At 67.2% G+C, this 12,101-nt stretch carries 10 protein-coding genes; 8 read left to right on the top strand and 2 right to left on the bottom strand.

Annotated elements, in window-relative coordinates; translation table 11 throughout:
* Positions 1–28 precede the first annotated feature (28 nt).
* The gene (locus V5F78_RS03930; RefSeq protein WP_394066369.1) at positions 29–1,603 is read left to right on the top strand and encodes an aldehyde dehydrogenase (NADP(+)); all 1,575 of its coding nucleotides are present in this window, start codon (positions 29–31) and stop codon (positions 1,601–1,603) included.
* Positions 1,600–2,397, top strand: coding sequence for a shikimate dehydrogenase family protein (locus V5F78_RS03925; RefSeq protein WP_394066370.1), 798 nt, complete (start codon positions 1,600–1,602; stop codon positions 2,395–2,397). Before V5F78_RS03930 ends, V5F78_RS03925 begins: the two co-directional genes overlap by 4 nt.
* Before the next feature lie 112 nt (positions 2,398–2,509).
* Here V5F78_RS03925 and V5F78_RS03920 read toward each other — a convergent pair whose 3' ends face one another.
* Positions 2,510–3,403 carry an amidohydrolase family protein gene (locus tag V5F78_RS03920; protein WP_394066372.1) on the bottom strand — a complete coding sequence of 298 codons (894 nt, stop codon included), beginning with the start codon at positions 3,401–3,403 and terminating at the stop codon, positions 2,510–2,512.
* A gap of 310 nt (positions 3,404–3,713) precedes the next feature.
* Here V5F78_RS03920 and V5F78_RS03915 point away from each other — a divergent pair, with 310 nt between their 5' ends.
* From V5F78_RS03915 to V5F78_RS03895, 5 genes are read left to right on the top strand one after another with little or no spacing between them, the layout of a single operon-like run.
* Positions 3,714–4,496 (top strand): DeoR/GlpR family DNA-binding transcription regulator, encoded by a 783-nt coding sequence (locus tag V5F78_RS03915; RefSeq protein ID WP_394066374.1) that lies wholly within the window; start codon positions 3,714–3,716, stop codon positions 4,494–4,496.
* Entirely contained in the window at positions 4,493–5,614 is a 1,122-nt protein-coding gene (locus V5F78_RS03910) for an ABC transporter ATP-binding protein (protein ID WP_394066376.1), read from the top strand. Before V5F78_RS03915 ends, V5F78_RS03910 begins: the two co-directional genes overlap by 4 nt.
* 53 nt (positions 5,615–5,667) lie before the next feature.
* A complete protein-coding gene (locus tag V5F78_RS03905; RefSeq protein ID WP_394066378.1) occupies positions 5,668–6,936 on the top strand; it encodes an ABC transporter substrate-binding protein in 1,269 nt (422 codons plus the stop codon).
* Positions 6,937–6,993: 57 nt separating this feature from the next.
* On the top strand, positions 6,994–7,917 hold the full coding sequence (locus V5F78_RS03900) for a carbohydrate ABC transporter permease (protein ID WP_394066380.1): 924 nt from the start codon (positions 6,994–6,996) through the stop codon (positions 7,915–7,917).
* Positions 7,914–8,747: a carbohydrate ABC transporter permease gene (locus tag V5F78_RS03895; RefSeq protein ID WP_394066382.1), complete on the top strand. Its 834-nt coding sequence runs from the start codon at positions 7,914–7,916 to the stop codon at positions 8,745–8,747. Before V5F78_RS03900 ends, V5F78_RS03895 begins: the two co-directional genes overlap by 4 nt.
* 10 nt (positions 8,748–8,757) lie before the next feature.
* Here the strand turns inward: V5F78_RS03895 and V5F78_RS03890 are convergent, their stop codons facing one another.
* Positions 8,758–9,684 carry a LysR substrate-binding domain-containing protein gene (locus V5F78_RS03890; RefSeq protein ID WP_394066384.1) on the bottom strand — a complete coding sequence of 309 codons (927 nt, stop codon included), beginning with the start codon at positions 9,682–9,684 and terminating at the stop codon, positions 8,758–8,760.
* 130 nt (positions 9,685–9,814) lie between these two features.
* On the opposite strand from V5F78_RS03890, the gene katG reads away from it, so the two are divergent.
* Positions 9,815–12,079 carry a catalase/peroxidase HPI gene (katG, locus tag V5F78_RS03885; protein ID WP_394066386.1) on the top strand — a complete coding sequence of 755 codons (2,265 nt, stop codon included), beginning with the start codon at positions 9,815–9,817 and terminating at the stop codon, positions 12,077–12,079.
* Positions 12,080–12,101: the final 22 nt, after the last annotated feature.

The raw sequence follows: 12,101 nt of genomic DNA, 5'->3' as shown, positions 1-12,101 counted from the left end.
CTGCCCGCCTCGATAAAGGATGACCGACATGACCATCACGACTGATCTGCTGATCGGTGCGGATTCGCGGCCCGGCACGGTCGGCGAGGTCCAAGCGGTGGAAGCCGCGAGCGGCCTGCCGCTCGCTCCCCCCTTCGGTGGCGCGACGCTGGACGACCTGGAGCGCGCCTGTGCCCTCGCGGAGGCCGCGTTCGATACGTATCGCGCCGTATCCCTGGAAGAACGCGCCCTGTTTCTCGAGGCGATCGCGCAGAACATCCTCGATATCGGCGATGTGCTGATCGAGAGGGCCATGCAGGAAACCGGCCTGCCGCGTCCGCGCCTGGAAGGCGAGCGTGGACGTACGGTCGGCCAGCTCCGCCTGTTCGCGCAGGTGGTGCGTGACGGCGGCTTCCTCGATCTGCGCATCGATCCCGCCCTGCCCGAGCGCAAGCCCCTGCCCCGCCCGGACCTGCGCCTGCGCAACGTGCCGCTCGGCCCGGTCGCGGTGTTCGGCGCGAGCAATTTTCCGCTCGCCTTCTCGGTTGCCGGCGGCGACACCGCCTCCGCGCTCGCGGCCGGCTGCCCGGTGATCGTGAAGGCCCATTCGGCACATCCCGGCACATCCCAGCTCGTGGGCAAGGCGGTGCAGAAGGCGGTGGCGGATCGCGGCCTGCCGGAGGGCGTGTTTTCCCTGCTCTATGACAGCGGCCGCAAGGTGGGCCAGGGCCTGGTGGCCGACCGGCGCATCAAGGCGGTCGGCTTCACCGGCTCGCGTGCCGGCGGCACCGCCTTCATGAAGATCGCGGCGGAACGCGCCGAGCCCATCCCGGTCTATGCGGAGATGAGCAGCATCAATCCCGTGATCCTGTTTCCGGCGGCGCTCGCCGCGCGGGGCGCCCAGATCGGCACGGCGTTCTCGGCGGCGCTGAGCCTGGGCGCGGGGCAGTTCTGCACCAATCCGGGGCTGGTGCTAGCTCTTGAGGGCCCGGGGCTGGAAGACTTCCTCGCCGCCGCCGCGACCGCGATCACCGGCCTGCCTTCCGCCACCATGCTCACGCCCGGCATTCTTGCTGCCTATAATTCCGGCGTGGAAACCCTTGCCTGCCACGGCGCGGTGAAGGAGGTGGCTCGCGGACAGGCCGACGGCGCGCTGAAGGGGCGACCCGCCCTGTTCGCCACCGGCGCGGCGGAGTTCCTCGCCCACCCCGACCTCCACGAGGAAGTGTTCGGCGCCTCCTCCCTGGTGGTGCGCTGCGCGGACCTGCAGGAGCTGACGCGCGTGCTGGAGAGCCTGGAAGGCCAGCTCACCGCCGCCCTGCACATCGACGAGGCGGACTATCCGGCAGCGCGTGAGCTCGTGCCCATGCTGGAGCGCAAGGTGGGGCGCATCCTCGTGAACGGCTTCGGCACCGGCGTCGAGGTATGCCATGCCATGGTCCACGGCGGCCCGTTCCCGGCCACCGCCGACGGGCGGTCCACCTCGGTCGGAACGCTCGCCATCGCCCGCTTCCTGCGTCCGGTCAGCTACCAGGACCTGCCCGACGCGCTGCTCCCGCCGGAACTGAAGGGCGCCGGTGCTCCCGGCCTGCCGAAGCGGCTGGATGGAAAGCTGCAGGCATGAGCGCACGCAGCATCACAGGTCACACCCGGGTGCTCGGCATCCTTGCCGACCCCATCGCCCATGTGAAGGCGCCGCCCGGCATCAACGCCATCTGCGAGCGGCGGGGCCGCGATGCGGTGATGGTGCCGTTCCAGGTGGCGCCCGAGCATCTCGCCGCCTTCGCGGACAGCCTCCGCACGCTCAAGAGCTTCGACGGCGCCATCATCACCGTGCCCCACAAGGCGGCGATGGTGGCCCATTGCGACGAAGTGAGCGCGCGGGCGCAGGCCATGGGCGCGGTCAACGTCATTCATCGCACCGCCGACAGCCGCCTGCATGGCGACATGCTGGACGGAGCGGGCTTCGTCGCCGGCCTGCTCGGCGCCGGGGTGGCCCTGGAGGGCCGGCGGATCTATCTCGCCGGCGCGGGCGGCGCGGCGAGCGCCATCGCCTTCGCCCTTGCGGCTTCCGGCATCTCGCACCTCACCATCGCCAACCGCACCCGCGCCAAGGCGCAGGATCTGTGCGATCGGATCGTGGCGGCCCATCCCGACGTGTCGGTTTCCGCCGGCGGCGAAGACCCCTCCGGCCACGATATCATCGTGAACGGCACTTCGCTCGGCATGCGGCCGGACGATCCGATGCCGCTCGACGCCGGGCGGCTCACGGCATCCATGGTGGTGGCGGAAATCATCATGGAGCCGGAAATCACGCCGCTTCTGGCCCGTGCACGCGAAGCGGGCTGCCGCATCCATCTCGGGCGGCCCATGCTGGAGCATCAGCTTGAGCTGATGGCCGACTTCTTCGGCATCTGAACCCTCGGCGCGCCAGGCGCCCCCGTCCCGCCGCGCGCAGGACGGGGGCGGCTGCACCCTTCACACATCGAGCATCCTAGCGCTGCGGCCCAAGGCCCGCCAAACGGGCGGGTCAGGATTTGAAGCCATAGAGTCGGTGCGCATTGTCCGTGAGGATGTGATTGCGCGTGGCTTCGTCGGGAACCCAGTCGGCAAGCAGGTCGAGCAGGTCGCCCACATTGGGCATGGGGGTCCAAGTGGAGACATGCGGCCAGTCCGAACCCCAGACGCAGCGCTCGGGCGCCACCTCGACGAGCGCGCGCGCCAACGGGATCGTGTCCCGATAGGGCGCCCCCTCGACAGAAAAGCGGTAGGCACCGGAAAGCTTGACCCAGCCACCTTCCGCCACCAGCCGCAGGAGTTCCTGAAAACCGGGGTGCTCGATACCTTGCGAGGGGGGGAAGTGGCCCATGTGGTCCACCACCGCTGGCGCGCGCAGCTTGCGAATCCGCGGCCCGAGTTCGACGAGGTCCCGCGCATCCAGGAGGAACTGGAGGTGCCAGCCCATCTCGGCGCACAAGTCCCCGTAGCGCTCCATGAGGTCGAGACTGACGCCGCCGCCGAACAGCGCGTTGATGCGCAACCCGGCGACCCCCGCCGCCTTCAGCTCCGCATACGCGGCATCCGGCAGGCCGAGGTCCGCCACCGCCACCCCCCGCAAGCGGGCCGGGTTGGCCCGCAGCGTCTCCAGCATCAGCCGGTTGTCGGTGCCATGGACGCTGACCTGGACCAGCACGCCATAGGTCATGCCGGTGGCGTCCAGCATGCCGAGATAATCGGCGGCCGTGGCGACCGGCGCGGTATAGCTCCGGTTCGGCATCAAGGGATAGTCCGGAGGCGCGCCGATGACATGGGCGTGCGTGTCCACCGCCCCAACCGGCACCTTGAAGCGGCTCGCTCCACGGGGATGGGGATCCGGTCCGGGACAGGCCGGCGGCTCCCCGTTTTGGATCACGGAATCACTCATCGGGATGCAGCACCTTTCCACGGGCCTAAGGCAGAGCCAGCGCCCCCATAAGCAGCCGTCCGTAAGCGAGCACGGCAAAGATCGCAATGGCCGCCGCGCCTGCGCACCGCACCGGCTCTCCTTGGGCGAGAGCCCGGCCGCGTTGGACCGACGGTGTCGCACCGATCCACGCCTGTCCCTGAGGGGTCGGCATTCTCGCTCGGCCTTCGATAGCGCTCGTTCATTTGAACGTCATGTAACCGACACGGTGCGTTCAACGAACCGGATTACCGTGCGCTCCACGTTCAAATGAACATGCAGACGGGCGGGCATGAACATCACGCTGCGGCAACAGGATATCGTCGATCTCGCCCGCCAGGGGGGCTTCCTGAGCGTGGAGACGCTCGCGGAGCATTTCTGCGTCACACCCCAGACCATCAGGCGGGACATCAACACCCTGTGCGATGCCAATCTGCTGCGTCGGCGGCGCGGCGGGGCGGAATATGTGGAAGCGCCCCGCCTCAACCTTGCCTACGACTCGCGCCGCATCGTCCATCCCACGGCCAAGCAGACCATCGGCGCCCTCGTCGCCAGCCTCATCCCCAACGGGGCCTCGCTGTCGTTCGGCATCGGCACGACGCCGGAATTCGTTGCCCTCGCCATGCAGGGCCATGAAGACCTGATCGTCATCACCAACAATCTCAACGTCGCCATGGCGCTGAGCGTCACCGCCTCCAACCGCATCATCCTTCCCGGCGGCGCCATGCGCCTGCCCGACCGCGACATGCTCGGCCCGCACGTGGAGGAGATGTATCGCAATTACCGCGTCGACTTCGGCGTCTTCGGCGTCGGCGGCATTGAGCCGGACGGCACATTGGTCGATTTCGACCGCGCCGAAGTCCTCGCCCGCTCCGCCATGCTCGAAAGCTGCCGCCGTTCGGTGCTGGTGGCCGACGTCAGCAAGTTCGGACGGCCGGCGCCTGCGCGCGGCGGGCATCTGTCCGACATCGACCTGCTGGTGCTCGATGCGCCGCCGCCGCCGGCTTTTGCCGCGCTGTTCGACAAAGATGGCCTCGGCGCGCGCCTGCGCATCGCCGCCGAGGAGGCAGCATGAGCATGCCCGAGACCGATCCGGATTTCGTCCGCCTTCACGGCGTGACTCGCCTGTTCGAGGGCGGCGGCGGCGTCGATGATCTCTCCCTCGCCATTCCGCGCGGTGGGTTCACCGTGCTGCTCGGCCCCTCCGGTTGCGGCAAGTCCACCACGCTGCGCCTCATTGCCGGGCTCGAGACGCCGGACCGTGGCCGCGTCGAGATCAATGGCCGCGACGTCACGGCTCTCCCGCCGTCCGCGCGCGGCCTCTCCATCGTGTTTCAATCCTACGCGCTGTTTCCCCATCTGACGGTGGCGGAGAACATCGTGTTCGGCCTCAGGGTGCGCCATGTTCCCCGGGCGGAGCGGGATCGCAAGCTCAAGGACGCGCTCGCCCTCACCGGCCTTGAGGGGCTGGACGCGCGCAAGCCCGCGCAGCTTTCCGGCGGCCAGCGCCAGCGCGTGGCGCTCGCCCGCGCCATCGTCGCTGACCATCCCTTGTGCCTGATGGACGAGCCGCTCTCCAACCTCGATGCCAAGCTGCGCCATTCCGTGCGCCAGGAGATCCGCGCGCTGCAACGCCGGCTCGGCATGACCGTGGTTTATGTCACCCACGACCAGACCGAGGCGATGGGCATGGCGGACCATGTCATCCTCATGCGCCAGGGCCGGATCGAGCAGCAGGGCGCGCCCGCCGCGCTTTATCAGGCGCCGGCGACCGCTTTCGCCGCGAGTTTCATCGGCTCGCCGCCCATGACACTAATCCCGGCGGAGCTTGCCGGCGTGCCCGAACCGCCGCAGGGCCTGCCCCGCGCACGGCTCATGGCGGGGGTACGCGCGGAGGACCTGCGCATCCAGCCCGCTGGCCTCGGCTGGCTGCCGGTGACGGTTGTCGCCAGTGAATTCCTTGGCGCCGAGACCTTCGTCTATCTCCAGGTCGAGGGTGGGCCGGAGCTTATCGCCCGCGTCCCCGGCCGGATCGATCCGGCCCCCGGTACGGCCCATTCCCTGTCCTGGGCCGAACACGCCACCCATTGGTTCGACCGCGACAGCGGCCGGAACATCTGCGCAGGCGCGGCATCGCACCCGCCCCCCGAACCCACATCCGTTCCAGAGGCCGCCGCACCCCCGGCGCTCTGACCCCTCCCGTTCATCTTTGTATGCGTTCCCCCAAGGCCAGAAGGACACTGACCATGAGACGTTTCTTCACCGCCGCCGCCACGGCGGCGAGCCTGCTCGTTGCCGCAACGATGCCGGCCTTCGCGAAGACCGAGCTGACGATGTATTATCCGATCGCCGTCGGCGGACCGCTGACGAAGGTCATCGACGACATGATCTCCGGGTTCGAAAAGGAAAATCCGGACGTCCACGTCAATGCCGTCTATGCCGGCAATTATGACGACACCCGCGTGCGCGCCCTGGCGGCCCTCAAGAGCGGCCAGCCGGCCCAGCTCTCCGTGCTGTTCTCCATCGACGCTTACGACCTCGTGGAGCAGGACCTGATCGTTCCGTTCGAGGACGTGGTGAAGACCGACGACGAGAAGGCCTGGCTCGCCAGCTTCTACCCCGCGCTGATGGCCAACAGCCGCGTCGAGGGCAAGACCTGGGGCATCCCCTTCCAGCGCTCCACCATCGTCATGTTCTACAACAAGGACATGTTCCGCGAAGCAGGGCTCGACCCCGAAAAGCCGCCGCGCACCTGGGACGAGTTGGTCGCGGCGGGCAAGAAGCTCACCAAGGATGGCCGCTACGGCCTGATGGTGCCGGGCACCGGCTATCCCTATTGGATGTTCCAGTGCTTCGCCATCCAGAACGGCAAGGAACTGATGAGCAAGGACGGCGCGAGCGTCTCTTTCGATGATCCGGCGGTCATCGAGGCGCTCTCCTTCTGGCGCTCGCTCACCACCGACGCCAAGATCTCGCCCGCCGGCCTCGTGGAATGGGGCACGCTGCGCCAGGCCTTCGTGCAGGGCCAGACGGCCATGATGTGGCACACCACCGGCAACCTCACCGCCGTGAAGAAAGAAGCGAAGTTCGACTTCGGCGTCGCCGAGCTTCCCGCCCACAAGCAGCCCGGCTCGCCCACCGGCGGCGGCAATTTCTATCTGTTCAAGAACGCCTCGGAAGCGGAGCGCGCCGCCTCCCTCAAGCTGATCCGCTACATGACCGCGCCCGAGCGCGCCGCCGACTGGTCGATTGCCACCGGCTATGTGGGCGTGAGCCCGGCCGCCTATGAGACCGAGAAGCTGAAAGCCTATGGCAAGGACTTCCCGCAGGCCCTCGTCGCCCGTGACCAGCTCAAGGTCGCCATCGCCGAATTCTCGACCTGGGAGACCGCCCGGGTGCGCGAGGCGCTGAACAATGCCGTGCAGGCGGCGCTCACCGGCACCAAGAGCCCGGCCGAGGCACTCAAGGCCGCCCAGGCCACCGCCGACCAGCTGCTCAAGCCCTACAAGCACTGATCCTCTTCATAAAACCGGGGGGCGGATCGTCCGCCCCCCATTACCGAAAAACCGCCCATGCCCGAGACCGGTGCCCCGACACGCGTGCTGGATCCAATCGCGCGCCAGCAGCGCCGCCGCCATGCGCTCTATGGCTGGATGCTGCTTGCGCCAGCGTTGACCCTTCTGACGCTGTTCGCTTTCCTGCCCACCGCCACGACCTTCTGGGCAAGCCTCTATTCGCGCGGCACAGCGCGTCGGCCGTCCGTATTCAATGGCTTCGAGAATTATCTGGACCTCGTCCATGATCCCAATTTCTGGACCGTGGTCGGCAACAATCTGCTCTATGCCGGTGTGACGATCCCGCTCTCCATCACGCTCGCGCTGGTGATGGCCCTATGGGCGGACGCGCGCCTGCCGCTGCGCGGCTTCGTGCGCGGCGCCTATTTCACCCCGACCATCCTGCCCATGATCGCGGCGGCCAACCTCTGGCTGTTCTTCTACACGCCGGGCCTCGGGGTGATCGACAGCTTCACCGGCCTGTTTGGCCTGCCGCCGGTCAATTGGCTTGGCCAGCCGCAAACCGCGCTCTGGGCGATCATCGTCGTGACGGTGTGGAAGGAGGCGGGCTTCTTCATGATCTTCTACCTGGCGGCCTTGCAGACCATTCCGCCCGACCTCAAGGAGGCGGCGCTGGTGGAGGGCGCCGGGCGGCTCACCTATCTGCGCCGCGTCCTGCTGCCGCTGCTGATGCCCACCACGGCCTTCATCTTCATCAATGCACTCATCAATTCGGTGAAGCTCATCGACCATTTGTTCATCCTGACCAAGGGTGGCCCGGACAATGCGACCAAGCTTGTCCTCTATTGGATTTGGGAAATGGCTTTTTCCTATTTCGACCCGGCCCATGCCACGGCCCTGACGGTGCTGGTGCTTTTGGTGCTCGGAGCGGTCGCCGTCTTCCAGTTCACCATCGTCGAAAAACGGATCCACTACCGATGACGGCGCCCGCCTCTCGCCATCCGATCCGCTGGAGCGAAGCGCTGGACGCCGCAGGCGCGTGGCTGCTCGCACTGGTGTGGATCGCGCCCCTTCTGTTCGCCGCCTGGGCCTCTCTCCACCCGCCGGGGCAGGCGCTCGACTTCTCGCTCGCCGCGCCCTTCACATTTGAAAATTATCGCACCGCCTGGGCCGCCGCGCCGTGGCTCGCCTATACGCTCAACACCCTGTTGCTGGTGACCTTCACCCTCGCGGGCCAGCTCGTCCTGTGCACGCTCGCGGGCTATGCCTTCGCCCGCTTCCGCTTTCCCGGACGCGAGGCACTGTTCGTGCTGGTGCTGCTGCAATTGTTCATCCTGCCGGAGGTCTTGATCGTCGAGAACTACGCCATGGTCTCGCGCCTCGGGCTGCTGGATTCCATCACCGGCATGGGCCTGCCTTATGTGGCGAGCGCGTTCGGCATCTTCCTGTTGCGGCAGGCGTTCAAGTCCGTGCCGCTGGAATTGGAGGAGGCGGCGCGGGTCGAAGGCTGCTCGTGGCTGGGCGTGCTCTGGCGTGTCTATGTACCGGCCACCCGACCGGTCTATCTGGCCTATGCGCTGGTGTCGGTCGCGACCCACTGGAACAATTTCCTCTGGCCGCTGATCGTGACCAATTCCGCGGACACCCGCCCGCTCACCGTCGGTCTCTCGCTGTTCGGCGCGCCGGAAAGCGGGGTCAATATTTCCATCATCAGCGCCGCGACGCTGATGGTGGTGGCCCCGCTGATGATTGCGTTCCTCATCTTCCAGCGCCAGTTCATCCAGGCCTTCCTGCGCGCCGGCATCCGCTAGGACGGATGCGCTAATCGGCCTCGCCAGTGCCCCGCTGCTCACGCATGAAATCGGTGGAGCTGCGGACCACTTCGGAAATCTGCACAAGCTGCTTCGTGAGCGGGCTGGTTTTGCGCCAGACCATGCCGATGGTCCGCGAAGGCTCGGGATTTGCGAAGCGGGCCACGCACACCGATACCGAGCGCGTCTCCACCCCCACGGCCATTTCCGGGATCAGCGTGATGCCGATGCCGGCGTCCACCATCTGGACCAAAGTGGATAGGGAACTGGCCTCCAGGAAATCGCGCGGCGTCGCCCTTATGTCGACATTGCAGAACGACAGCGCCTGATCGCGAAAGCAGTGCCCTTCCTCCAGCAGGAGCAAGCGCATCTCGCGCAGCGCATCGGGAGCGGGCACCGGCTTTCCCTCATCCGCGCCGGGCCGGACCAGGACGAAATTCTCGGTGAACAGGGGGACTTCCACCAGCGCCGGCTCGGAGACCGGCAAGGCGACGATCGCCGTGTCGAGCCGGCCGTCTTCCAACTCCTGGAGAAGCCTCGGCGTCTGCGTCTCGCGCACGTGAATGTCGAGACCTTCGTGCTGTCGGCTCAGCCGGCCGAGGAGGGTCGGAAGCAGATAAGGCGCGACCGTCGGGATGACACCGATCCGCAGCCGCCCCATCAGACGATCGCGCGAGGCACGGGCCAGATCCCCCAGTTCGTCGATGGAGCGCAAAATGTCGCGGATGCGGGGGGCGAACGCCTCGCCAAAACTGGTCAGACGGACCTGGCGGGCGCCGCGTTCGAACAGCTCGGTGCCGACTTCGCGTTCCAATTCCTTGATCTGCATCGACAAAGCCGGCTGGGAGATGCCACAGGCCTCGGCCGCGCGGCGAAAGTGGCCATGCCTGGCCAACGCCTCGAAATAGCGCAGCTGCTTGAATGTCAGATTTTTCATAAGGCGAACTTATCAGAGTGATCAGTAAATCGGAATTAATCTAATGAGAGAGATTTGGTAAGAGCCGTGCCTGTGAAGCTCGGGCTGTTCGATTGTCTCGCTTGGCCCGCAGCGTGGATCGGAGGAAAGCATGAACGCGACGACTGAGGAGAACACGGGCAAATGCCCGGTCGCCCATGGAGCCGGTGGGACCCAGAATCGCGACTGGTGGCCGAACCAGCTGCGGGTGGATCTGCTGAGCCAGCACTCCGCCAAGTCGGATCCCCTGGATCCGGCCTTCAATTATCGCGAAGAGTTCAAGACCCTCGATTATGAGGCGCTGAAGACCGACCTGCGGCATTTGATGACCGATTCGCAGGAGTGGTGGCCGGCCGACTTCGGCCATTACGGCCCGCTGTTCATCCGCATGGCCTGGCACAGCGCGGGCACCTATCGCCTCGCCGACGGGCGCGGTGGCGGCGGCCGCGGCCAGCAGCGCTTCGCCCCGCTCAACAGCTGGCCGGATAACGTCAGCCTCGACAAGGCCCGCCGCCTGCTGTGGCCGATCAAGAAGAAGTACGGCCAGAAGATCTCCTGGGCCGACCTCTTGATCCTCACCGGCAACGTGGCGCTGGAGACCATGGGCTTTCGCACCTTCGGCTTCGCCGGCGGCCGCACCGATACCTGGGAGCCCGACCAGGACGTCTACTGGGGCCGCGAGACCACCTGGCTGGGCGGTGACCTGCGCTATGCCCACGGCTCCGAGGGCGTGACGAAGCCTTCCGACGAGGGCGTGCTCGTGACCGACGATGATGCCGACGGCAAGGTGCATTCGCGCAACCTGGAGAACCCGCTCGCCGCCGTGCAGATGGGCCTCATCTACGTCAATCCGGAAGGCCCTGACGGCAATCCGGACCCGTTGCTCGCCGCCTTCGACGTCCGCGACACTTTTGCGCGCATGGCGATGAATGACGAGGAGACCGTCGCTTTGATCGCCGGCGGCCACACCTTCGGCAAAACCCACGGCGCCGGTCCGGCCGACAATGTCGGCCCCGCCCCGGAAGGCGACGAGTTGGAGGCGCAGGGCCTCGGCTGGCGCAGCACCTTCGGCACCGGCAAGGGCGGCGACACCATCACCAGCGGCCTTGAGGTCACCTGGACGCAGACCCCGGCGCAATGGAGCAACTTCTTCTTCGAGAACCTGTTCAAGTTCGAGTGGGAGCTGGAGAAGTCCCCGGCCGGCGCACACCAGTGGGTGGCCAAGGACGCCGGCGACGTCATCCCCGACGCCCATGTGCCGGGCAAGAAGCACCGCCCCACCATGCTGACGACCGACTTGGCGCTGCGCTTTGACCCGGTCTACGAGAAGATCTCGCGCCGCTTCCTGGGCAACCCGCAAGCTTTCGCCGAGGCCTTCGCCCGCGCCTGGTTCAAGCTGACCCACCGCGACCTCGGCCCGCGCTCGCGCTACCTCGGCCCGGAAGTGCCGAAGGAAGAGCTGATCTGGCAGGACAACGTGCCGGCCGTGGATCATCCCTTGATCGACGACGCGGACGTCGCCACCCTCAAGGCGAAGGTGCTGGAGACCGGCCTCTCGGTCTCTGAGCTGGTGGCCACCGCCTGGGCCTCCGCCTCCACCTTCCGCGGCGGCGACAAACGCGGCGGCGCCAATGGCGCGCGGGTGCGCCTCAGCCCGCAGAAGGATTGGGCCGTCAACCAGCCGCAGCAACTGGCCAAGGTGCTGCGCGCGCTGGAAGACCTCCAGTTCGCGTTCAACCGCGACGCGGCCGGCGGCAAGAAGGTCTCGCTCGCCGACCTGATCGTCATCGCCGGCAATGCCGGCGTCGAGCAGGCGGCGAAGGCGGCGGGCCATGCCGTCACGCTGCCGTTTGCGCCGGGCCGCACCGACGCCACGCAGGCCCAGACCGACGTCGACGCCTTCGAGGTGATGGAGCCGGCGGCCGACGGCTTCCGCAACTACCAGAACCCGCGGCTCGGGGTTCCGGCCGAGGCGGTGCTGATCGATCGGGCGCAGTTGCTGACGCTGACCGCGCCGGAGCTGACCGTGCTGATCGGCGGACTGCGGGCGATCAACATCAACGTGGACGGCACCCGCCACGGCATCCTCACCGACCGGCCGGGCGCGCTGACGACCGACTTCTTCGTCAACCTGCTCGACATGGGCACGCAGTGGACGGCGGTCGGCGACCGCAAGAGCCTGTTCGAGGGTCGCGACCGCAAGACCGGAGAGGTCAAGTGGACCGGCACCCGGGTCGACCTCGTGTTCGGCTCGAACTCCGTCCTGCGCGCTTTGGCCGAGGTTTATGCCAGCGCCGATGCGGGCGAGAAGTTCGTGAAGGACTTCGTCGCCGCCTGGACCAAGGTGATGAACCTCGACCGCTTCGACCTGGCCTGATCCGCCTTGAAATCCCCGACCG

The organism is Roseixanthobacter glucoisosaccharinicivorans, assembly GCF_043195095.2.
GTDB lineage: Bacteria > Pseudomonadota > Alphaproteobacteria > Rhizobiales > Xanthobacteraceae > NCEH01.
This window is presented reverse-complemented; position numbering and strand designations above follow the sequence as displayed.

Excerpts from the sequence above, each read along its gene's own strand:
- V5F78_RS03890 (WP_394066384.1), bottom strand. The coding sequence starts at position 9,684 with ATGAAAAATCTGACATTCAAGCAGCTGCGCTATTTCGAGGCGTTGGCC.
- V5F78_RS03925 (WP_394066370.1), top strand. The coding sequence starts at position 1,600 with ATGAGCGCACGCAGCATCACAGGTCACACCCGGGTGCTCGGCATCCTT.
- V5F78_RS03900 (WP_394066380.1), top strand. The coding sequence starts at position 6,994 with ATGCCCGAGACCGGTGCCCCGACACGCGTGCTGGATCCAATCGCGCGC.
- V5F78_RS03895 (WP_394066382.1), top strand. The coding sequence starts at position 7,914 with ATGACGGCGCCCGCCTCTCGCCATCCGATCCGCTGGAGCGAAGCGCTG.
- V5F78_RS03905 (WP_394066378.1), top strand. The coding sequence starts at position 5,668 with ATGAGACGTTTCTTCACCGCCGCCGCCACGGCGGCGAGCCTGCTCGTT.
- katG (WP_394066386.1), top strand. The coding sequence starts at position 9,815 with ATGAACGCGACGACTGAGGAGAACACGGGCAAATGCCCGGTCGCCCAT.
- V5F78_RS03910 (WP_394066376.1), top strand. The coding sequence starts at position 4,493 with ATGAGCATGCCCGAGACCGATCCGGATTTCGTCCGCCTTCACGGCGTG.
- V5F78_RS03920 (WP_394066372.1), bottom strand. The coding sequence starts at position 3,403 with ATGAGTGATTCCGTGATCCAAAACGGGGAGCCGCCGGCCTGTCCCGGA.
- V5F78_RS03930 (WP_394066369.1), top strand. The coding sequence starts at position 29 with ATGACCATCACGACTGATCTGCTGATCGGTGCGGATTCGCGGCCCGGC.
- V5F78_RS03915 (WP_394066374.1), top strand. The coding sequence starts at position 3,714 with ATGAACATCACGCTGCGGCAACAGGATATCGTCGATCTCGCCCGCCAG.